Origin of the sequence: Allomesorhizobium aridi (assembly GCF_043769475.1) — a bacterium.
In the GTDB taxonomy this organism is placed as follows: domain Bacteria; phylum Pseudomonadota; class Alphaproteobacteria; order Rhizobiales; family Rhizobiaceae; genus Allomesorhizobium.
On sequence record NZ_CP171729.1, the window covers coordinates 1,404,326 to 1,423,145 of the forward strand.

An 18,820-nucleotide genomic window follows, 5' to 3' on the forward strand; every position below is an offset into this window, starting at 1 on the left:
CGAGCAAAGGAAATCTGAAATGGCAAAGACCAGCTCAGTCGAGAAGAACAACAGGCGCCGCCGGCTCGTCGACCAGAAGGCCGCGAAGCGCAAGGCCCTCAAGGCGACGATCATGGACAAGGGCGTTCCGATCGAGGAGCGTTTCCGGGCGCAGCTGAAGCTCGCGGCGATGCCGCGCAACTCGGCCAAGACCCGTATCCGCAATCGCTGCGAAGTTACCGGCCGTCCGCGCGCCTACTATCGCAAACTGAAGATGTCGCGCATTGCGCTTCGTGAACTTGGCTCGCTGGGCGCTGTGCCCGGTCTCGTCAAGTCGAGCTGGTAAGGAGGACATAACATGTCATTGAGTGATCCTCTCGGCGATATGCTGACCCGCATCCGCAACGCCTATGGCCGCAAGAAGTCGAAGGTTTCGACGCCGGCCTCGCGTCTGCGCGCCCGTGTTCTCGACGTTCTGAAGAACGAAGGCTATATCCGCGACTACACGCAGACCGACTTCGACAACGGCAAGTCCGAGATCGAGATCGAGCTGAAGTATTTCGACGGCGCCCCCGTCATTCGCGAGATCGCCCGCGTTTCGAAGCCCGGCCGCCGCGTCTACGTGTCGGTCAAGTCGATCCCGCAGGTCGCCAACGGCCTCGGCATTTCGATCCTTTCGACCCCGAAGGGCGTGATGGCCGACCATGAAGCGCGCGAGCAGAATGTCGGCGGGGAAATCCTCTGCCAGATTTTCTGATCTGGCAGGCGTGAAGTAAGGACAAGAAAATGTCTCGTATTGGCAAAAAACCCGTTCCGCTGCCGCAAGGCGTGACCGCTACCGTCGACGGCCAGACCGTCACCGCGAAGGGTCCGAAGGGCGAGCTGAAGTTCGTGGTCAACGACGAAGTCCTGGTCAAGATGGAGAATGGCGAGATCGCCGTTCAGCCGCGCGACCAGACCAAGGTCTCGCGCTCCAAATGGGGCATGTCGCGCACGCAGATCGTCAACATCGTCGAAGGCGTGAGGCAGGGCTTCGAAAAGCGGCTCGAGATTAGCGGCGTCGGCTATCGTGCGGCGCTTCAGGGCAAGAACCTGCAGCTCGCGCTTGGCTTCAGCCACGATGTCGTCTATCAGACGCCCGAAGGCATCACGATCACCGTGCCGAAGCCGACCGAAATCGTGATCGCAGGCATCGACAAGCAGGCGGTCGGCCAGGTTGCGGCGGAGATCCGGAAGTATCGCGAGCCCGAGCCCTACAAGGGCAAGGGCGTGAAATACGCCGGCGAGAAGATCGTCCGCAAAGAAGGCAAGAAGAAATAAGGCCACGGTGCGCGGTCGCGGGAGGCTTTACGCCTACCGCATATGGCCGCGCCCGTTTCACAAGGCAGGGAATAAGAACCATGGCTTCCAAGGAATCCACCCAACGCCGTGCGATGCGCGTACGGCGCCAGATCAAGAAGGTCTCGGGCGATCGCCTGCGCCTATCCGTCTATCGCTCGTCGAAGAACATCCATGCGCAGATCATCGACGATTCGAAGGGCCACACCGTGGCTGCCGCATCGACGGCTCGAGAAGGATCTGAAGGGCTCGCTGAAGACCGGAGCCGATGTTGCGGCCGCTGCTGCTGTCGGCAAGCTGCTTGCCGAACGCGCCACGAAGGCCGGCGTCAAGGAAGTCGTCTTCGATCGCGGACCGTACATCTATCATGGCCGCGTTAAGGCGCTGGCCGATGCCGCCCGCGAGGCTGGCCTTACCTTCTAATTCGCCCCGGTGGCGCAAAGCGTCGCCGGATCTTTATAGAAACCGTGCTTCCGGAAAAAAATAAGGAACAGGATAATGGCACAAGAACGTAGGGATGACCGCCGCGGCGGTCGTGACCGCGAAGAGCGCGACAGCGAGTTTGTCGACAAGCTCGTTCACATCAACCGCGTCGCCAAGGTCGTCAAGGGCGGCCGGCGCTTCGGCTTTGCAGCACTCGTCGTCGTTGGCGACCAGAAGGGCCGCGTCGGCTTCGGCCACGGCAAGGCTCGCGAAGTGCCTGAGGCAATCCGCAAGGCGACCGAGGCCGCCAAGCGCGAGCTGATCTTCGTCCCGCTTCGCTCGGGCCGCACGCTGCACCACGACGTCGAAGGCCGTCATGGCGCCGGCAAGGTTCTGCTGCGCGCCGCAAAGGCTGGTACCGGCATCATCGCCGGCGGTCCGATGCGCGCCGTTTTCGAGACGCTCGGCATGCACGATGTCGTCGCCAAGTCGATGGGTTCGTCGAACCCGTACAACATGGTGCGCGCGACGTTCGATGCGCTGAAGAGCCAGATGCATCCGAAGGATGTGGCCGCGCAGCGCGGCATAAAGTACTCGACGCTCCAGGCGCGCCGCGGCACAGCCGTAGCGGCCGAGGAATAGTCGTTCGAGCTCAAGGATCACGACCATGGCTAAGAAAGCAACCAAGACCGTAACGGTCGAGCAGATCGGCAGCCCGATCCGCCGTCCGAAGGAGCAGCGCGCGACGCTGGTCGGCCTCGGCCTGAACAAGATGCACCGCCGCCGCACGCTCGAAGACACCCCTTCGGTGCGCGGCATGATCGCGGCGGTACAGCATCTCGTCCGCGTCGTCGACGAGAAGTAGTCCCGGGCGCAGGAGAAAGACAATGAAACTCAACGATCTGCGCGACAATGAGGGCGCGACCCATTCGAAGAAGCGCCTCGGGCGCGGCATCGGCTCGGGCTCCGGCAAGACAGCCGGCCGCGGCGTGAAGGGCCAGAAGGCGCGCTCCGGCGTTGCCATCAACGGCTTCGAGGGCGGCCAGATGCCGCTTTACCGGCGCCTGCCGAAGCGCGGCTTCAACAACATCTTCCGCAAGGATTATGTGACGGTGTCGCTGGCCCGCATCCAGATTGCGCTCGACGCCAAGAAACTCGACGCCAAGGCGACCGTTAATGCCGAGGCCCTCGTCAAGGCCGGCGTCATCCGCCGCGCCAAGGACGGCGTGCGCCTGCTCAGCGACGGCGAACTGAAGTCGAAGCTCAGCTTCGACGTTGCCGGCGCATCGAAGGCCGCGATCGAGAAGGTCGAAAAGGCCGGCGGCTCCGTGAAGCTGCCCGAGAAGGCCGTCGAGGCCGAATAAAGCTTTGCAAGGTGGCCGTCCCCGTGACGGCCGCCTTGCATCTTTGCTGTCCGGAGCCTATCTCGTGGCTTCGTTGACACGTGCCGCCCGGCTTCGGGCTTTCGAGCGTGACGAAGCGGAGACTTCCCATGGCATCGGCTGCTGAACAACTTGCATCAAATCTGAATTTCGCAGCCTTCGCCAAGGCCGAGGACCTGAAGAAGCGCATCTGGTTCACGCTGGGCGCGCTCCTGGTCTACCGGCTCGGCACCTATATCCCGCTTCCGGGCATCAATCCCGACGCATTTGCTCAGGCCTTCACGCAGCAGTCGAGCGGCGTGCTCGGCATGTTCAACATGTTTGCCGGCGGCGCGGTCGAGCGCATGGCGCTGTTTGCGCTCGGCATCATGCCTTACATCTCGGCTTCCATCATCATGCAGCTGATGACCTCGGTCATCCCCTCGCTCGAAGCCTTGAAGAAGGAAGGCGAGCAGGGCCGCAAGGTCATCAACCAGTACACGCGCTACGGCACCGTGCTCCTCGCCATCGTACAGGCCTACGGCATTTCTGTCGGGCTTGAGAGCGGTGCCGGCATCGTCGCCGATCCGGGCATCTTCTTCCGCGCCTCGACCGTCATCACGCTGGTCGGCGGCACCATGTTCCTGATGTGGCTCGGCGAGCAGATCACCGCGCGCGGCATCGGCAACGGCATTTCGCTCATCATCTTCGCCGGCATCGTCGCCGGCCTGCCGTCGGCGATCAGCGGCACGCTGGAACTCGGCCGCACCGGCGCGCTGTCGACCGGGCTGATTCTCGCGATCATCGTGCTGGCCATCGTCGTCATCGCGGTCATCGTATTCTTCGAGCGCGCGCAGCGCCGGCTTTTGATCCAGTATCCCAAGCGCCAGGTCGGCAACCGCATGTTCCAGGGCGACACCTCGCACCTGCCGCTGAAGCTCAACACCGCCGGCGTCATCCCGCCGATCTTCGCCTCGTCGCTTCTGCTCCTGCCTGCGACCGTCGCGGGCTTCTCGGCAACAACAACAATGCCCGGCTGGGCAAGCACCGCCCTGGCAGCCCTTGGCCATGGGCAGCCACTCTACATGCTGCTTTACGCCGCCATGATCGCCTTCTTCGCCTTCTTCTACACGGCGATCGTGTTCAATCCGAAGGACACTGCCGACCAGTTGAAGAAGCATTCAGGCTTCATCCCCGGCTACCGCCCCGGCGAGCGCACCGCTGAATACATCGACTACGTGCTGACGCGCATCACTGTCGTCGGCGCCATTTATCTCGTTCTCGTCTGCCTGCTGCCCGAATTCCTGATCTCGGCTACTGGCGTGCCTTTCTACCTTGGTGGCACTTCGCTTCTGATCGTCGTCAGTGTAACGCTTGACACGGTTGCGCAGATCCAGGGTCACCTGATTGCCCACCAGTATGAAGGACTGATCAAGAAGTCGAAGCTGCGCGGGGGCAAGAGAGGCAGATGAGGTTGATATTGCTTGGGCCGCCGGGGGCGGGCAAGGGGACGCAAGCACAAAGACTGGTCGAGAAATACGGCATTCCCCAGCTCTCCACGGGCGATATGCTGCGTGCGGCGGTGCAGGCCGGAACCGATGTCGGCAAACGCGCCAAGGCCGTGATGGACGCCGGCGAACTGGTCTCGGACGCCATCGTCAATGCCATTGTGGCCGAACGCCTCGATCAGCCGGATGCGGCCCGAGGCTTCATCCTTGACGGATACCCTCGCACCCTTGTGCAGGCCGACGCTGTCCAGACGATGCTCAAGGATCGCGGTCTGGCTCTCGACGCAGTCATCGAACTCGTCGTCGACGACAAGGCACTGGTCGGCCGGATCATCAAGCGTGCGGAAGAGACCAAGACCGCAGGCCAGCCGGTGCGCAAGGACGACAACCCGGAAGTGTTCGACGAGCGGCTGCGGGAATACTATAAAAAGACGGCGCCGCTGATCGGCTACTATTACGCCAAGGGCATGCTGAAATCGGTCGATGGCATGGCCGATATAGACGCCGTGACGAAGCAGATCGAGAGCCTGCTGGGAGGCTTGAAAGAGAAGGCGGCGGCCCAGGGAAGATAGGTGTGGGCGGCGGACCCACACAACTTTCAGTGGATAGCTGATCGCCGGCCTACTGCCGGTCGAACAAGCTGATAAGCATTCCGTGTCTTTCGGGGATGCACGGTGACTCGGTTTCTTGGCCACGTACTATTGGGCTGGCTTCTTGCCCTTGCAACGATCGAGCCGGCCAAGGCCGATCAACCCCAAACCCCTGCCGTCTTTGTCCGCAGCATCATCGATGCCTCTCAGAGCGAGATGGATTTCGCCCGCGCCAAGCTGGCGATCGACAAGTTTGTGGACCCGACCATCAATGAGGCTGCCGCGCTTGCCGAACTCGACAGAATGGCGGCGACCGTCGAAAGGATGCTCGGTATGCTGCCAGCTGAAGCTGCCTCGACCAGCATGGAAAAGATGAAGGCTTTGCGCGCCTTTATCTATGAGGGCGGGCACTGGAACGGTGGCAGGCCGTTCCATTACGATCTGTCCGATCCGATGGGCCAGCAGCCTGGCGCGCAACTGCTGACGCGCTATCTTGCCAGCAGGAAGGGCAATTGCGTCTCGATGCCGACGCTGTTCCTGGCCCTCGGCGAGCGGCTGGGCTTGAAGATGACCCTTTCGACGGCGCCGCTGCATCTGTTCGTGAAATGGACCGATGATGCAACAGGCGAGACGTGGAATCTCGAAACGACGAGCGGCGCCGGGTTCACGCGCGACGAGCACTACCGCAAGATCATGCCGATGACCGATGGGGCGATTGCCAACGGCGTTTATCTCAATGCGCTTTCGCGCCGTGAGTCCTTGTCGATCATCGCCACCGGCGTGCTCGATCATCTGCTTGCCACCGGGCGCTATGACGAGGCGATTGCCGTGGCCGACGTGCTGATAGAAGCCTATTCGGCCAATGCCTATGCGATGGTGAAGAAGGGAACGGCCTATTACCGGCTGCTCGATCGCGACTTCGTCAAGAAATACCCGAAAGAGAGCGACATACCGGCGGCCGAGATGCCGCGCGCCGTCGCACTCTCTCGTGCCAATCATGAAGCCTTCGCTAAGGCCGAGGCGTTGGGCTGGCGCGAGCCGAATCTGAATTAGGACTTTTTGGAGGGGCAGGAGAGTTTTACGAAGGGCAGGGGAATAATGACGAAATCAAGTGGCACAAACCTGGCTCGGCGCATCATCGCAGTCGCGCTGGCGATTTCATTGACAATTGCTGGGACAGCCAGCGCCTATGCGGCTTCGGCCTTCGGGCCGCACATACAGGCGCCAGCCGGCCAATTCGCTATCGTGCCTGTGCGCTTTATCTCGCCGGACACACTTGATCCGACGATGCCGGGCGTCGGAACGAACCGCTATTCGTACTCACAAAACGATCCAGTCAACAAAAGCGATCCTAATGGGCACCAACTGGTTGATCCCTTGGAAGTCGGGGTCTTTGCGGCCATAATGGGATTTATTGGCGGGCTGATTGCAAAAGAATCAATTGATCAAGCCAGTAAGGTCGAAGATGATCCAATCCCTCCCGGAAATAACTATTTCGAGACAATCGACCCTGATCTAGAAAATACAAATCCTCCGAATGATCCTCACCAACCGCCAAATCCTGCCGCCATCGCTGCTCTGGCGGGTACCCAAGGCACAGAGCACGGCGGAACCTTTAAATCGTACGATTCATATCGAGAGCTAAGAGCAGATTTAGGTCCTACTGAAACAGGCAATGTTTGGCATCATATCGTTGAACAGTGCCAAGGAAACTGCACTCGGGCGGAGTTTCCGTCAAGAATGATAAACAACACGAGGAATGTCGTTTCCATCCCAAAAGAGGTAAATCAAAGACTCGCTGACTTATATGCTTCTAAAACTCCACAATCCGGCAAAAAGACGTTGCGAGATGGTTGAGTACAAAATCATTTAAGGAGCAGCATGATTTTGGAAAGAAAGCTCTCGATAAGGCGATGAAAGACCATGACGCAGAAAAAAACGCCGCCAAGAAGCCCTGAAGATGAATATATCGACTCCGCTATATTACATCTTAAACTACTTAACGAAAGGGATCGGAGAGGATCAAATGCGGCTCATGACCGATTGATTCGGGCAATCGCAGAAATTCGAAAGCAAAATGATCGTGGACGGTCCTTTCTCTTAGGTAATCTGACGCATCCGGATGAAAATGTCAGACTTTGGAGTGCTGCACACCTTTTGCCTCTCGAAGAAAGACTGGCCCTTGCCGAATTGAAGCGTCTTGAAAAAGACGCAAAATCGTGGGTGGTTAGCTTGAATGCCGATGTGACCGCGACAGAGTGGCGAAAAGGCTCGCTAAATATTGATTGATGAGGGAATGGAGGTAAACCGGTTGACTTACCCCTATCAATCCACTATGTGCGGCGATCTCCAAATCAGGCGTGAGGCTGTCGGTCCGCGAGGGCAGGCGGCCTGCTTGAATTGGAATACCCGCAAGGGCCGGCCTCCACCGGACGCGGGTCAACAATAACCCGCCGGCCAGATGAAATCTGCAGCCGGCTCACATGGAGAAGACGATGGCCCGCATCGCAGGCGTCAATATCCCGACCAACAAGCGCGTCGTCATCGCGCTGCAGTACATTCACGGCATCGGCAAGAAGTTCGCTTCCGAGATCGTCGAGAAGGTGGGCATTCCGGCCGAACGCCGCGTCAACCAATTGACCGACGCCGAAGTGCTGGCCATCCGCGAGACCATCGACCGCGACTACCAGGTCGAAGGCGACCTGCGCCGCGAAGTGTCGATGAACATAAAGCGCCTTATGGACCTCGGTTCCTATCGCGGCCTGCGCCATCGCCGCTCGCTGCCGGTCCGCGGCCAGCGCACGCATACCAATGCGCGCACCCGCAAGGGCCCGGCCAAGGCGATTGCCGGCAAGAAGAAGTAATTGAGCGAATAGCGAAATAGCGAATAGCGAATAGTTCGGCCACGCGCCCTACTCGCTATTCGCCACTCCCTATTCGCTTCGAAGGTGGAGCCGCTGGCATTACGGCGGTGTAGAGATCAACTGAAAGGACCATCATGGCCAAGGAAGCCGGGCGCATTCGCCGTCGCGAACGCAAGAACATTTCGTCGGGCGTCGCCCACGTCAATTCGACCTTCAACAATACGATGATCACCATCACCGACGCGCAGGGCAACACCATTGCCTGGTCGTCGGCCGGCGCCCAGGGCTTCAAGGGCTCGCGCAAGTCGACCCCGTTCGCCGCACAGATGGCTGCCGAGGACGTGAGCAAGAAGGCTCAGGAACACGGCATGCGCATGCTCGAGGTCGAGGTCTGCGGTCCCGGTTCGGGCCGCAGATCGGCGCTGCGCGCGCTGCAGGCTGGCGGCTTCACGATCACCTCGATCCGTGACGTCACGCCGATCCCGCACAATGGCTGCCGCCCGCGCAAGAAGCGCCGCGTCTAAATTATTGCTTGAACCGCTGCTTGAGCGCGTCGTGCGCTCTCGCGGCTTTTCCATATCGCCTGCCACGATTGGATGGTGGCAGGATATCGGAAGGAAGATAAAATGATCCAGAAAAACTGGCAGGAACTGATCAAGCCAAACAAGATCGAGTTCTCGTCCAAGAAGAAGACCTTGACCACGCTCGTTGCCGAGCCGCTGGAGCGCGGCTTCGGCCTGACGCTGGGCAACGCGCTGCGCCGCGTTCTCCTGTCGTCGCTGCGCGGCGCTGCCGTGACCGCCGTCCAGATCGACGGCGTGCTGCACGAGTTCTCATCGATCTCGGGCGTCCGCGAGGACGTGACCGACATCGTGCTGAACATCAAGGAAATCGCCATCAAAATGGAAGGCGACGGCCCCAAGCGCATGGTCGTGCGCAAGCAGGGCCCGGGCGCAGTGTTGGCCGGCGACATCCAGACCGTGGGCGACGTCGAGATCCTCAACCCCGACCACGTGATCTGCACGCTGGACGAGGGCGCTGAAATCCGCATGGAATTCACCGTCGACACCGGCAAGGGCTATGTGCCCGCCGACCGCAATCGCGCCGAAGACGCGCCGATCGGCCTTATCCCGGTCGACAGCCTCTATTCGCCGGTCAAGAAGGTCTCCTACAAGGTCGAGAACACCCGCGAAGGCCAGGTTCTCGACTACGACAAGCTGACCATGACCATCGAGACCGACGGTTCGATCTCGGGCGAGGATGCGATCGCGTTCGCCGCCCGCATCCTGCAGGACCAGCTTGCGCTCTTCGTCAATTTCGAGGAGCCGCACAAGGTGCAGCCGGAAGAGGCCGTAACGGAGCTGGCGTTCAACCCGGCGCTCTTGAAGAAGGTCGACGAGCTCGAGCTTTCAGTGCGTTCGGCCAACTGCCTGAAGAACGACAACATCGTCTATATCGGCGACCTGATCCAGAAGACCGAAGCCGAGATGCTGCGCACCCCGAACTTCGGCCGCAAGTCGCTGAACGAGATCAAGGAAGTGCTTGCCGCGATGGGCCTCCATCTCGGCATGGAGGTGGCTGACTGGCCGCCGGAAAACATCGAAGATCTCGCCAAACGCTACGAAGATCAGTATTGAGCCGAGGCGAAGGCCTCTCGAACCAGGAATTGAAGGAGAAGAGCCATGCGCCATGGATTTAAGGGCCGCCGGCTGGGACGTAGCGTCAGCCATCGCCAGTCGATGTTCGCCAATCTTGCCGTCTCGCTGATCGAGCATGAGCAGATCGTCACGACGCTGCCCAAGGCGAAGGATCTGCGCCCGATCGTCGAAAAGCTTGTCACCCTCGGCAAGCGCGGCGACCTGCACGCCCGCCGCCAGGTGATCGCGCAGATCGGCAATGAAGGCGTCGTCAAGCGCCTGTTCGAAACGATCGCACCGCGCTACGCCACCCGCAACGGCGGCTATCTGCGCATCATGAAGGCAGGCTTCCGCCACGGCGACAACGCTCCGCTGGCCGTGATCGAATTCGTCGACCGCGACACTGCGGCCAAGGGCGCAGGCGATCGCGCCCGCGTCGAGGCCGAAGAGGCCAACTCGGAAGCCGAAGCGGCATAAGCCGACAGCTTTCAAGAGACCCAACAAAAGGGGCCTACGTGGCCCCTTTTGCATTTCTGGACACCTGGATACGAGAGCCGATCGTCAAGGCGCACGCGGACTCCAGGAGTCTTCCGATGAAACTTCTCTATCAGACACACTCCCCCTATGCCCGTAAGGTTCTCGTGGCCGCCCATGAGGTCGGTCTCGCCGATGAATTGGAAGTTGTTCATCAAGAGACGAGTCCAACCCGGCGTAATGAGGACGTTATTTCGCTGAATCCTCTCGGCAAGGTGCCGGTATTGATCTGCGATGACGGTCTCGTGCTCTTCGACTCCACCGTAATCTGCGAATATCTGGACGGCATGCACGAAGGTCAAAAGTTGATCCCGGCAAGCGGCAAGACACGCTGGCTCGCGCTAAGGCTTCAGGCGCTTGCGCAGGGGATTGCCGATTCCGGCATTGCGGTCCGCTGGGAAGCCGAGAGGCGGCCTGAAGCGCTGCGGTGGCCGACCATGCGCGATGCGCAATTGCAAAAGATTGCTGCAGCCTGTGACTTTGTCGAGCAGGAAGTTGAACTCAAAGGATCGCCGGATATTGGCGAGATCGCATTGGCGACGACGCTCAGCTGGATTGCGTTTCGAGACGTCTATTCCTTCGGGACGGGAAGGCCTCGCCTTTCATCGTGGTACGACAACTTCTCCAGGCGCCCGTCAATGACCGCTACGACCCTTGCGGGAGAAACGCAGGACTGAGGCTGGTGGAAATTAGCCAATCTTGGCGTGCGGGTCCTCGGCGGCCGCAATGTTTCAGGATCTTTATGCCCGTGCTACATCCCAGCCTATGAACACCACGCAAAGCCTTTCATTCCGCACAATCTTCACGACAATGCGCGCGTCCATGTCTCGGAGGATCTGCATGTCTCTTGCGACCAGATTGCCGCACGTCCTGATCGCCGCCTGGCTTGCATCCGCGCTGGCGTTTTTTGCGCTTCCGGCGGGCGCGCAGGACGCTCCGGCAGCCCCGAATGCCCCGGCAGCTCAAAATGCTCCCGCTGCTGAGAATGCGCCTGCAGCCAAACCGGCGCCCAAGGAAGATCCCGGCCTCAAGGACGTGCTGAACGAGCTTCTGAGCGGCGGCGAAGAGCCGCTCCCGCCTGCGGCGCCGCAAGGCAGGCGCCTGCCTTTCGGGCGCGCCGAAATCCAGCTTTCCTTTGCGCCGCTGGTCAAGGAGACCGCGCCGGCCGTCGTCAACGTCTATGCCTCGCAGCAGGCGCGCCTGCGTTCGCCCTTCGAAGGCGATCCGTTCTTCGAGCGCTTCTTCGGCCGCCAGGGGCCGCCGCGCAGCCAGTCGGCGCTCGGTTCGGGCGTGCTCGTCGATCCAAGCGGCATCGTCGTCACCAATTACCACGTCATCCGTGACGCCGACGAGGTGAAAGTCGCAACCGCCGATGGCCGCGAATTCGGGAGCAAGGTCCTGCTCAAGGACGAATCGCTCGATCTCGCCGTTTTGAAGATCGAGAGCGACGGGCCGTTTCCGGTGATCCCGATCGGCGATTCCGACGTGCTGGAAGTCGGCGACCTGGTGCTTGCGATGGGCAATCCGTTCGGCGTCGGCCAGACCACGACCAGCGGCATCGTCTCCGCGCTTGCCCGCACGCATATCGGTGTTTCGGATTTCGGCTTCTTCATCCAGACCGATGCCGCAATCAATCCCGGCAATTCCGGCGGCGCGCTGATCAACATGACCGGTCAGCTCGTCGGCATCAACACGGCGATCTACAGCCGTAGCGGCGGCTCGATCGGCATCGGTTTCGCCATCCCGTCGAACATCGTGCGCGCGGTAACGGAGGCCGCCAAGCAGGGCAGCGAGTTTTTCGAGCGGCCGTTCATTGGCGCGACGTTCGCGCCAGTCACCGCCCAGATTGCCGAATCGCTCGGCATGGCGCGCCCATCCGGCGCGCTGGTCGCCGCGATCGAGCCGGAAGGTCCCGCGGCGCGGGCAGGCCTCAAGCCCGGCGACGTGGTGCTGGCCATGAACGAAGCCGCGATCGAGCATGTCGACGCGCTCGGCTATCGCCTGGCGACGAAGCCCGTCGGCACCAGGGCCAGCCTGACCGTCCTTAGCCACAACGAGGAAAAGAAGGTCGAAATCAGCCTCGAGCGGCCGCCGGCCGGGTCGTCGGCCAAGGAAATCATGATCCGGGGGCGCAGCCCGTTTGCGGGCGCCAAGGTGGCCGAGCTGTCCCCGCGGCTGGCGCAACGGCTGCGGCTCCGGTCAGACACGAAAGGTGTTACGATCGTCGACATCGACCGCAATTCACCGGCGGCCGGCTTCGGCTTTCAGCCGCGCGACATCGTGCGCGAGGTCAATGGCGAGTTGATCGACACCGCCGACAAACTGGCTGCCGTCGCAGAGCAGGAGACGCGCTGGTGGCGCTTCACCGTCGAGCGCGACGGGCAGTTGCTGCGCCAGATGCTGCGCTACTGAGTAGGATATGGCCGACCTTTTTCAAGCTGACGAGCCGGAAAAAGCGCCACCCGCGCGGCCGCTTGCCGACCGGCTGCGCCCGAAAAACCTCGGCGAGGTGGTTGGACAGGAGCACCTGACCGGGCAGGACGGCGCGCTGACGCGGATGATCCGCTCGGGTTCCCTCGGCTCGATGATCTTCTGGGGACCGCCGGGAACGGGGAAGACCACGGTCGCCAGGCTGCTGGCCGGCGAAACGGGACTTTCATTCGAGCAGCTTTCGGCGATCTTTTCCGGTGTCGCCGACCTGAAAAAGATGTTCGAGATGGCGCGGCTGCGCCGCTCCCAAGGCCGCCAGACGCTGCTTTTCGTCGACGAGATCCATCGTTTCAACCGTGCCCAGCAGGATTCCTTCCTTCCCGTTATGGAGGATGGCACCGTAATCCTCGTCGGTGCGACCACGGAAAATCCGTCCTTCGAACTCAATGCGGCGCTGCTGTCGCGCGCGCGCGTGCTGGTGTTCCATTCGCTTGGCGAGGACAGCATCGAAAAACTGCTTGTCCGCGCCGAGGAGGGAGAGGGCAAAAAGCTTCCGCTCGACGAGGAGGCGAGGGCGGTTCTCGTGCGCATGTCGGATGGCGACGGCCGCGCGGCGCTGACGCTCGCGGAAGAAGTCTGGCGCGCCGCCAAATCGAAAGAAGTGTTCGACGCCGAAAGCCTGCAGCGCATCGTGCAGCGGCGCGCGCCGATTTACGACAAGGGCCAGGACGGTCATTACAATCTGATCTCGGCGCTTCACAAATCGGTGCGCGGTTCGGACCCTGATGCGGCGCTTTACTATCTGGCGCGCATGTTCGATGCCGGCGAGGATCCGCTCTATCTCGGCAGGCGGCTGGTACGGATGGCGATGGAGGATATCGGCCTTGCCGACCCGCAGGCTCTGGTCGTCGCAAATGCCGCCAAGGACGCGTACGATTATCTCGGCTCGCCGGAGGGTGAACTCGCCTTCGCCGAGGCCTGCGTCTATCTCGCCACCGCGCCGAAATCCAACGCCGTCTACACCGCCTTCAAGGCAGCGACGCAGGCTGCCAAGGAGCATGGCTCGCTGCTGCCGCCAAAGCACATCTTGAACGCCCCGACCAAGCTGATGAAGGATGAAAGCTACGGCAAGGGCTACGAATACGACCACGACGCGCCCGAAGCCTTTTCCGGCCAGGACTACTTTCCCGAGAAGATGGGCCGCCAGACCTTCTACGATCCGCCGGAGCGTGGCTTCGAGCGCGAGATCAGGAAACGCCTCGACTATTGGGCAAAGCTCAGGGCCGAGCGGTAGAGAGACGGCGGTTCCTAGACCACTCGCAGAGCGCGTTGCGGAACGTTGTCCCCGACATATTCAGTCGTCCTGCCAGGGTTCCGAGCTCTTGAACTCAACGCCCACCCGGTCGCTCTTTCGCCAGCACACGACGATGCGGTAGGCCATTGCCTCGGACGGCACATGCAGGAGGAAACGGGTAGGCAGTTCGGCTTCCGCCGCGACGTTCAGTTCGGCGCCGCCGGAATGGATGTTGCGGACGATGCAGGGGATGCCGGCTTTGTCGCCGACGAGAATGAACGCATTTTTCTGGACCGCCGGCCTCGGCTGGCTGCGCCGTTCCGGCTGACGCGATGATGGCATGTCTGCTCCCCCGAGCGTTCCCAAACGACGACCTTCGTCATCTTCGAACTGCTTACAAACCAAAGGCAATCGGACGGTCGGGTCAAGAGGCCATCGACGGACGCTACGGAAAGCCGGCCTGCAAAACGGAGGGAACGTATCGGCGTTTCGCCAGTTAGGCAGCCGTTTTCATTAGCAACGGGAGATGTATATGAGAATCCACCTTACCAGTGCTGTTGCCGGGCTTCTGCTGCTTGGCGGAGCAGGCCTTGCCGCCGCGCAGGACGTGGTGATCGCGCCTGAACAGGAGACGGTCATCCGCGAATATGTGACGAAGCAGCAGGTCGCGCCGGCCGAGGTGCCGGCGGATGTCCAGATCACCGTTGGCTCGACGCTGCCGGATACCGTCGAACTGCACACGCTCGACGTGCCAGACGTAAAATACAGCTATGTCGTGGTCGGAAATCAAACCGTCCTGGTTGAGCCCGATACGAGGAAAATAGTCCACGTCATGCAGTGAGCCGGAAGGTTCGTCCTGTTCACCGATACCGCCGGGCCGGTAAGGTCCGGCGGCAATACAGTTGTGATTGACCGTCCGCTCACCCAATCAGCAGATCGAGCCCGAAGAACACCGCCGCGGCCAAAAGAGCGCAGGCGGGCACGGTTGCAACCCATGCCGCGACTATGTTGGTGACGTGCGCCCGCCGAACCAGGCGCCGGCGCTGGATTTCCTGCCGCGACGGCCCCCGCTGAACGGGCTTCCCGTGCTGGCCGGCCGGGCGCTGCGCCGCTTGCTGCTCGGCGCGCCTGCGCTGCCTCCGCTCCATATAGGCGCGGCGCTGTTTCGAACGCACCGTGTGCCATTCGCGGTAGAAGCCGACCCCGAAAACCGCGCCGACGGCGACATGGGTGGAACTGACCGGCAGGCCGAACCAGGAGGCGACGATGACCGTCAGCGCTGCCGAGAGCGCAACGCAGAACGCCCGCATCGGATTGAGCCTGGTGATCTCCTCGCCGACCATGCGGATAAGCTTGGGTCCGAAAAGAAGCAGGCCGACTGAAATGCCGAGCGCGCCGACAACCATCACCCAGATCGGGACATCGACGATTGCGCCCACTTCGCCGCTTTCGACAGCCCGCACGATAGCGGCAAGCGGCCCGACGGCGTTTGCGACATCGTTGGCCCCGTGCGCGAAGGAAAGCAGCGCCGCCGAAATGACGAGCGGCAGCGTGAAAAGCTTGCGCAGCGACTGGGTGCGGTTTTCCATTCCTTCGGATTGCCGGCGGACATGACGATGTGCGGGCAGCCATGCCAGCACAAAGCCGGCCGCACCGGCCAGGAAAACCTGCGTTCCCGACAGCGCGACCAGCCGGTGCAGGCCTATCGTCGCAAGATAGGCGGTGAAGGCGCCCGCCATGACGCCGATGAGCAGCGGAACCCATCGCCGCGCCGCCGAGATCTTGTCGTCCTGATAGGTGACGGCCGCCTTGATGAAGGCCAGGAAAATGGCGGCGATGGCTCCGCCGAGCACCGGGGACAGCACCCAGCTAGCAGTGATGCCGCCCATGGCCGGCCAGTTCACGGCGCCGAAACCCGCGGCCGCCACGCCGGCCCCGACCACGCCGCCGACGATCGAATGGGTGGTCGAGACGGGTGCGCCGATCCAGGTTGAGAAATTCACCCACAGGGCGGCCGAAATCAGCGCCGCCAGCATGAGCCGGATGAAAGGAGCCGTATCGGGAAGGGCACTTTGGTGGACGATGCCGCTGGCGATGGTCTCGACGACGCCGCCGCCGGCGATCAGCGCTCCGGCCGTTTCGAACACCGCAGCGATGGCCAGCGCGCCGGCCATTGTCAGCGCCTTGGCTCCGACCGCTGCGCCGACATTGTTGGCGACATCGTTGGCTCCGATGTTCAGCGCCATGTAGGCCGCTATCACGGCTGCCGCGACGACGATCACGGCGCGCGGCTCGTCGAAGACGTAGGCCGAGGCAAGGACGGCCATCACCGCCATGAAAAGCAGCGCCAGCCCGGGAGCGACCAGGCCGCGCGACACGAAGCTTGTCGCTTCTTCGACATGGCCGAGCTTGGCAAGATCCTTGTCGAGTGTTGTCATCGGGACTGTCCGGACAGGGCGTTCTTCATGCTGGATGCCGGTGTCAGGCGTGCCGCCCGAGCAAACCAGCAATCGTCAGGATCATCCTGGCAGACTGTTATGACTTCGCCATTACCAGCGCGGGCGTCGCGGCCTCAACGCTGAACGCAGCGATAAGTTCGGCAAGATCCGGCTCCCTGACCTGCGCCGCCGCGGCTTGCGGCGAAAACCATTGGCGCTTGCGCTCTGTCTTCTCGGGCCAGTTCTTGGCCACGTGATCGATTTCCATCGGAAAGACCAGGACCTCGCACCGCGATTCCAGACCGGAGGGCTGGCGTTTGCCGTAATAATAGCGGCCGATCTCCATACGCGAGGCCGTCCCGGACAGACCCGCTTCCTCCGCGGCTTCGCGCGCGGCGGCATCGCAAAGGTCTTCCTGCCCCTCCGGCCAGCCCTTCGGCAGCACCCAGCGCCCCGTATCGCGGCTGGTGATGAGCATAATCTCGATGCCCATGCCCGACCTGCGCCAGGGCAGCGCAGCCACCTGCACGCGGCAGGGCATGCCGCCGAACAGGCGTCTTACCCTGTCAACGATATGATTGCGTGTCGTGTGGCTGACCATGGTTTTCGTTCGAGTGCGTGTTGCTGCCTGATTCGTTTGCCCGTCTTAAGAATAGTAGAGTTAACTATGCGCAATAAAAGTGAAAAAATTCACAAATGCGGGGACCACATCTCTCACATGGTCCCCACATAATGTAGTTTGCCCAAGCCGAATTTGAAGGGGCGGCGGACTGCGGATCAGCCAGCGTGATCGTCGGCGATGGGCTTCTGGTATGTGAAACCCATGTCCCAGGGGAAATAGATCCAGGTGTCCTGCGATACTTCGGTGACGAAGGTATCGACCAGCGGCCGGCCCTTTGGTTTCGCATAGACTGTGGCGAAATGCGCCTTGGGCATCATCGCGCGGACTATGGCCGCCGTCTTTCCGGTGTCGGTCAGGTCGTCGATGATCAGCACGCCCTCGCCGTCGTTTTCGACAAGCGTCGGCGTGACCTCCTTGAGGATGTCGAGCTGACCTTGCGAGGTGTAGTCGTGATAGGAGGCCACGCATACCGTCTCGATGACGCGGATGCCGAGCTCGCGCGAAATGATTGCGGCCGGCACCAGCCCGCCGCGAGTGATGCAGACGATGGCTTTCCACTGGCCGTTGGCGCCCGCGAGCCGCCAGGCAAGGGCGCGTGCGTCGCGATGAAACTGGTCCCAGGATACGGGAAAGGCCTTGTCGGGAAGAGACATGTTCTGCGCACTCCGGTGGCGCGCCAGGAAAGCGCGGAAGATAAGGGAATGCGCGCGGAATTAACCGGAAAGGGCAGGGCTTGGCAAGAGTTTCTGCGGGCGGATGTTCTTGCTCAGGTTCGCTCCAGAAACGCGTTCAGCCGCTCCAGGACGAGATGCGGGGCTTCGAGTTGAGGCAAGTGGCCGACGCCAGGCAATGTTTCGAACGATGCCTGCGGGATCAGCGCATGAAGCGCTTTGCCTCGCTCCAGCGGGATCCAGGGATCGTCCTCGCCCCAGAGGATTTTGACCGGGCAACGGATATCCCCGAACAGCGGCTCGATCTCGGCGGTATATTTTTCATCGGCTTGCGCGAATTGCCGATAGAAGCTTGTTCGTCCCTCTTCGGAAAGCCAAGGCTCGACAAGATTTTCGAAATCTCCGGGATCGATGTCGTTGACGATCGCACCCTCGATATAGGCCTCCACGACCGCTCTGTGGATATGCGGCGGAAGCCCCAGAAATGCATCCACGTGGCGACCGACATGATCGAAGAACTCCGATCCCCAGGGGCGCATCGCGACGACGTTCATCAGAACATATCGGTCGAAGTCGCAACCATGCAGCAAATGCGCCCGCAGCGTCGTCGCTCCACCCATGTCATGGGCAACGACCATGGGCCGATCGAGGCCCCAATGCGCAAGCATCTCGGCGAACACTTTTCCTTGAATGTCGAGCGACGTGCGCTGCTCCGCGACTTTGGCGGATCGGCCGTATCCGGGCATGTCGTACCAGTGGATATGATACCGCCGTGCAAGATCCGGAATAATCCGATGCCATGAGAACGAAGACCACGGCCAGCCATGAGCCAGCACGAGTGCGGGCCCGCTGCCGAGTCGACCCGCTGCCACCGCACCTGCGGAGGTTCGCACGGTCTCATCGAGCTTCCACGACATCGAATGTTCTCCTTCGTATTCGGGACAGGGCCGCCTGAGACCGCCGGCCAGCGGTTCGCTCCTCCGCAAACGTCCGAACGCACCAGCCAGGGGACTTGTCATGACGCCGCGCTGGCCCCAACTGGACGCAGGCATTCCGGTTCGGCGGAATGCCTGCGTTCAGCCATACTGCCAGATCAGGCCGTCGAGCGGGCAGGCGGTTTCACGCCGGCCG

Annotated in this window: 24 protein-coding genes and 1 pseudogene; 20 read left to right on the plus strand and 5 right to left on the minus strand. The window is 61.6% G+C overall.

From position 1 onward, the window contains the following. Positions 1-19 precede the first annotated feature (19 nt). From rpsN to ACG873_RS08960, 19 genes and pseudogenes are all read left to right on the plus strand, one after another. On the plus strand, positions 20-325 hold the full coding sequence (gene rpsN / locus ACG873_RS08870; protein WP_394891381.1) for a 30S ribosomal protein S14: 306 nt from the start codon (positions 20-22) through the stop codon (positions 323-325). A gap of 12 nt (positions 326-337) precedes the next feature. Next, positions 338-736, plus strand: coding sequence for a 30S ribosomal protein S8 (gene rpsH / locus ACG873_RS08875; RefSeq protein ID WP_008837727.1), 399 nt, complete (start codon positions 338-340; stop codon positions 734-736). A gap of 29 nt (positions 737-765) precedes the next feature. Beyond that, positions 766-1,299: a 50S ribosomal protein L6 gene (gene rplF, locus ACG873_RS08880; protein ID WP_394891382.1), complete on the plus strand. Its 534-nt coding sequence runs from the start codon at positions 766-768 to the stop codon at positions 1,297-1,299. 80 nt (positions 1,300-1,379) lie between these two features. Further along, positions 1,380-1,740, plus strand: a pseudogene (rplR, locus tag ACG873_RS08885) (50S ribosomal protein L18). Positions 1,741-1,815: 75 nt separating this feature from the next. Then, positions 1,816-2,382, plus strand: coding sequence for a 30S ribosomal protein S5 (gene rpsE, locus ACG873_RS08890; protein WP_008837730.1), 567 nt, complete (start codon positions 1,816-1,818; stop codon positions 2,380-2,382). A 25-nt stretch (positions 2,383-2,407) separates the two neighbouring features. Further along, positions 2,408-2,605: a 50S ribosomal protein L30 gene (rpmD, locus tag ACG873_RS08895; protein ID WP_008837731.1), complete on the plus strand. Its 198-nt coding sequence runs from the start codon at positions 2,408-2,410 to the stop codon at positions 2,603-2,605. Positions 2,606-2,627: 22 nt separating this feature from the next. Beyond that, complete coding sequence (rplO, locus tag ACG873_RS08900; RefSeq protein WP_394891383.1) at positions 2,628-3,104, plus strand: 50S ribosomal protein L15; 477 nt, start codon at positions 2,628-2,630, stop codon at positions 3,102-3,104. A gap of 128 nt (positions 3,105-3,232) precedes the next feature. Further along, positions 3,233-4,573, plus strand: coding sequence for a preprotein translocase subunit SecY (gene secY / locus ACG873_RS08905; RefSeq protein ID WP_394891384.1), 1,341 nt, complete (start codon positions 3,233-3,235; stop codon positions 4,571-4,573). Next, a complete protein-coding gene (locus ACG873_RS08910) occupies positions 4,570-5,181 on the plus strand; it encodes an adenylate kinase (protein ID WP_394891385.1) in 612 nt (203 codons plus the stop codon). The genes secY and ACG873_RS08910 overlap by 4 nt, the downstream gene beginning before the upstream one ends. Positions 5,182-5,283: 102 nt before the next feature. Next, positions 5,284-6,252, plus strand: a complete 969-nt coding sequence (locus tag ACG873_RS08915; RefSeq protein ID WP_394891386.1) for a transglutaminase family protein — start codon at positions 5,284-5,286, stop codon at positions 6,250-6,252. 45 nt (positions 6,253-6,297) lie between these two features. After that, positions 6,298-7,056, plus strand: a complete 759-nt coding sequence (locus ACG873_RS08920; protein ID WP_394891387.1) for a hypothetical protein — start codon at positions 6,298-6,300, stop codon at positions 7,054-7,056. A gap of 66 nt (positions 7,057-7,122) precedes the next feature. Then, positions 7,123-7,488, plus strand: coding sequence for a hypothetical protein (locus ACG873_RS08925; protein ID WP_394891388.1), 366 nt, complete (start codon positions 7,123-7,125; stop codon positions 7,486-7,488). A gap of 206 nt (positions 7,489-7,694) precedes the next feature. Next, positions 7,695-8,063: a 30S ribosomal protein S13 gene (gene rpsM / locus ACG873_RS08930; protein ID WP_394891389.1), complete on the plus strand. Its 369-nt coding sequence runs from the start codon at positions 7,695-7,697 to the stop codon at positions 8,061-8,063. Between the two features lie 134 nt (positions 8,064-8,197). Continuing rightward, positions 8,198-8,587: a 30S ribosomal protein S11 gene (gene rpsK / locus ACG873_RS08935; protein WP_394891390.1), complete on the plus strand. Its 390-nt coding sequence runs from the start codon at positions 8,198-8,200 to the stop codon at positions 8,585-8,587. A 102-nt stretch (positions 8,588-8,689) separates the two neighbouring features. Continuing rightward, positions 8,690-9,700 carry a DNA-directed RNA polymerase subunit alpha gene (locus tag ACG873_RS08940; protein WP_394891391.1) on the plus strand — a complete coding sequence of 337 codons (1,011 nt, stop codon included), beginning with the start codon at positions 8,690-8,692 and terminating at the stop codon, positions 9,698-9,700. A gap of 45 nt (positions 9,701-9,745) precedes the next feature. Beyond that, complete coding sequence (rplQ, locus tag ACG873_RS08945; protein WP_394891392.1) at positions 9,746-10,177, plus strand: 50S ribosomal protein L17; 432 nt, start codon at positions 9,746-9,748, stop codon at positions 10,175-10,177. Positions 10,178-10,293: 116 nt separating this feature from the next. Beyond that, positions 10,294-10,911, plus strand: a complete 618-nt coding sequence (locus tag ACG873_RS08950) for a glutathione S-transferase family protein (RefSeq protein WP_394891393.1) — start codon at positions 10,294-10,296, stop codon at positions 10,909-10,911. Between the two features lie 163 nt (positions 10,912-11,074). Then, positions 11,075-12,646 (plus strand): DegQ family serine endoprotease, encoded by a 1,572-nt coding sequence (locus ACG873_RS08955; RefSeq protein WP_394891394.1) that lies wholly within the window; start codon positions 11,075-11,077, stop codon positions 12,644-12,646. A 7-nt stretch (positions 12,647-12,653) separates the two neighbouring features. Beyond that, entirely contained in the window at positions 12,654-13,958 is a 1,305-nt protein-coding gene (locus tag ACG873_RS08960; protein WP_394891395.1) for a replication-associated recombination protein A, read from the plus strand. A gap of 60 nt (positions 13,959-14,018) precedes the next feature. Here the strand turns inward: ACG873_RS08960 and ACG873_RS08965 are convergent, their stop codons facing one another. Next, the gene (locus ACG873_RS08965; RefSeq protein WP_394891396.1) at positions 14,019-14,300 is read right to left on the minus strand and encodes a PilZ domain-containing protein; all 282 of its coding nucleotides are present in this window, start codon (positions 14,298-14,300) and stop codon (positions 14,019-14,021) included. A 190-nt stretch (positions 14,301-14,490) separates the two neighbouring features. Between ACG873_RS08965 and ACG873_RS08970 the strand changes: the two genes are divergently transcribed. Beyond that, positions 14,491-14,799, plus strand: a complete 309-nt coding sequence (locus ACG873_RS08970) for a DUF1236 domain-containing protein (protein WP_394891397.1) — start codon at positions 14,491-14,493, stop codon at positions 14,797-14,799. Positions 14,800-14,878: 79 nt separating this feature from the next. Here ACG873_RS08970 and ACG873_RS08975 read toward each other — a convergent pair whose 3' ends face one another. The 4 genes from ACG873_RS08975 to ACG873_RS08990 all read right to left on the minus strand — a co-directional run bounded on the left by ACG873_RS08975 (position 14,879) and on the right by ACG873_RS08990 (position 18,606). Further along, complete coding sequence (locus ACG873_RS08975; protein WP_394891398.1) at positions 14,879-16,396, minus strand: inorganic phosphate transporter; 1,518 nt, start codon at positions 16,394-16,396, stop codon at positions 14,879-14,881. A 97-nt stretch (positions 16,397-16,493) separates the two neighbouring features. Next, the gene (locus ACG873_RS08980) at positions 16,494-16,997 is read right to left on the minus strand and encodes an NUDIX hydrolase (RefSeq protein ID WP_394891399.1); all 504 of its coding nucleotides are present in this window, start codon (positions 16,995-16,997) and stop codon (positions 16,494-16,496) included. A 176-nt stretch (positions 16,998-17,173) separates the two neighbouring features. After that, positions 17,174-17,671, minus strand: a complete 498-nt coding sequence (gene gpt, locus ACG873_RS08985) for a xanthine phosphoribosyltransferase (protein ID WP_394891400.1) — start codon at positions 17,669-17,671, stop codon at positions 17,174-17,176. 113 nt (positions 17,672-17,784) lie between these two features. After that, complete coding sequence (locus tag ACG873_RS08990; RefSeq protein WP_394891401.1) at positions 17,785-18,606, minus strand: alpha/beta fold hydrolase; 822 nt, start codon at positions 18,604-18,606, stop codon at positions 17,785-17,787. Positions 18,607-18,820 lie beyond the last annotated feature (214 nt).

What these genes read in the sequence shown, in the direction of transcription:
- rpsN (WP_394891381.1), top strand. Translation starts at nt 20, where the DNA reads ATGGCAAAGACCAGCTCAGTCGAGAAGAACAACAGGCGCCGCCGGCTC.
- rpsH (WP_008837727.1), top strand. Translation starts at nt 338, where the DNA reads ATGTCATTGAGTGATCCTCTCGGCGATATGCTGACCCGCATCCGCAAC.
- rplF (WP_394891382.1), top strand. Translation starts at nt 766, where the DNA reads ATGTCTCGTATTGGCAAAAAACCCGTTCCGCTGCCGCAAGGCGTGACC.
- rpsE (WP_008837730.1), top strand. Translation starts at nt 1,816, where the DNA reads ATGGCACAAGAACGTAGGGATGACCGCCGCGGCGGTCGTGACCGCGAA.
- rpmD (WP_008837731.1), top strand. Translation starts at nt 2,408, where the DNA reads ATGGCTAAGAAAGCAACCAAGACCGTAACGGTCGAGCAGATCGGCAGC.
- rplO (WP_394891383.1), top strand. Translation starts at nt 2,628, where the DNA reads ATGAAACTCAACGATCTGCGCGACAATGAGGGCGCGACCCATTCGAAG.
- secY (WP_394891384.1), top strand. Translation starts at nt 3,233, where the DNA reads ATGGCATCGGCTGCTGAACAACTTGCATCAAATCTGAATTTCGCAGCC.
- ACG873_RS08910 (WP_394891385.1), top strand. Translation starts at nt 4,570, where the DNA reads ATGAGGTTGATATTGCTTGGGCCGCCGGGGGCGGGCAAGGGGACGCAA.
- ACG873_RS08920 (WP_394891387.1), top strand. Translation starts at nt 6,298, where the DNA reads ATGACGAAATCAAGTGGCACAAACCTGGCTCGGCGCATCATCGCAGTC.
- ACG873_RS08925 (WP_394891388.1), top strand. Translation starts at nt 7,123, where the DNA reads ATGACGCAGAAAAAAACGCCGCCAAGAAGCCCTGAAGATGAATATATC.
- rpsM (WP_394891389.1), top strand. Translation starts at nt 7,695, where the DNA reads ATGGCCCGCATCGCAGGCGTCAATATCCCGACCAACAAGCGCGTCGTC.
- rpsK (WP_394891390.1), top strand. Translation starts at nt 8,198, where the DNA reads ATGGCCAAGGAAGCCGGGCGCATTCGCCGTCGCGAACGCAAGAACATT.
- ACG873_RS08940 (WP_394891391.1), top strand. Translation starts at nt 8,690, where the DNA reads ATGATCCAGAAAAACTGGCAGGAACTGATCAAGCCAAACAAGATCGAG.
- rplQ (WP_394891392.1), top strand. Translation starts at nt 9,746, where the DNA reads ATGCGCCATGGATTTAAGGGCCGCCGGCTGGGACGTAGCGTCAGCCAT.
- ACG873_RS08950 (WP_394891393.1), top strand. Translation starts at nt 10,294, where the DNA reads ATGAAACTTCTCTATCAGACACACTCCCCCTATGCCCGTAAGGTTCTC.
- ACG873_RS08955 (WP_394891394.1), top strand. Translation starts at nt 11,075, where the DNA reads ATGTCTCTTGCGACCAGATTGCCGCACGTCCTGATCGCCGCCTGGCTT.
- ACG873_RS08960 (WP_394891395.1), top strand. Translation starts at nt 12,654, where the DNA reads ATGGCCGACCTTTTTCAAGCTGACGAGCCGGAAAAAGCGCCACCCGCG.
- ACG873_RS08965 (WP_394891396.1), bottom strand. Translation starts at nt 14,300, where the DNA reads ATGCCATCATCGCGTCAGCCGGAACGGCGCAGCCAGCCGAGGCCGGCG.
- ACG873_RS08970 (WP_394891397.1), top strand. Translation starts at nt 14,491, where the DNA reads ATGAGAATCCACCTTACCAGTGCTGTTGCCGGGCTTCTGCTGCTTGGC.
- ACG873_RS08975 (WP_394891398.1), bottom strand. Translation starts at nt 16,396, where the DNA reads ATGACAACACTCGACAAGGATCTTGCCAAGCTCGGCCATGTCGAAGAA.
- ACG873_RS08980 (WP_394891399.1), bottom strand. Translation starts at nt 16,997, where the DNA reads ATGGTCAGCCACACGACACGCAATCATATCGTTGACAGGGTAAGACGC.
- gpt (WP_394891400.1), bottom strand. Translation starts at nt 17,671, where the DNA reads ATGTCTCTTCCCGACAAGGCCTTTCCCGTATCCTGGGACCAGTTTCAT.
- ACG873_RS08990 (WP_394891401.1), bottom strand. Translation starts at nt 18,606, where the DNA reads ATGTCGTGGAAGCTCGATGAGACCGTGCGAACCTCCGCAGGTGCGGTG.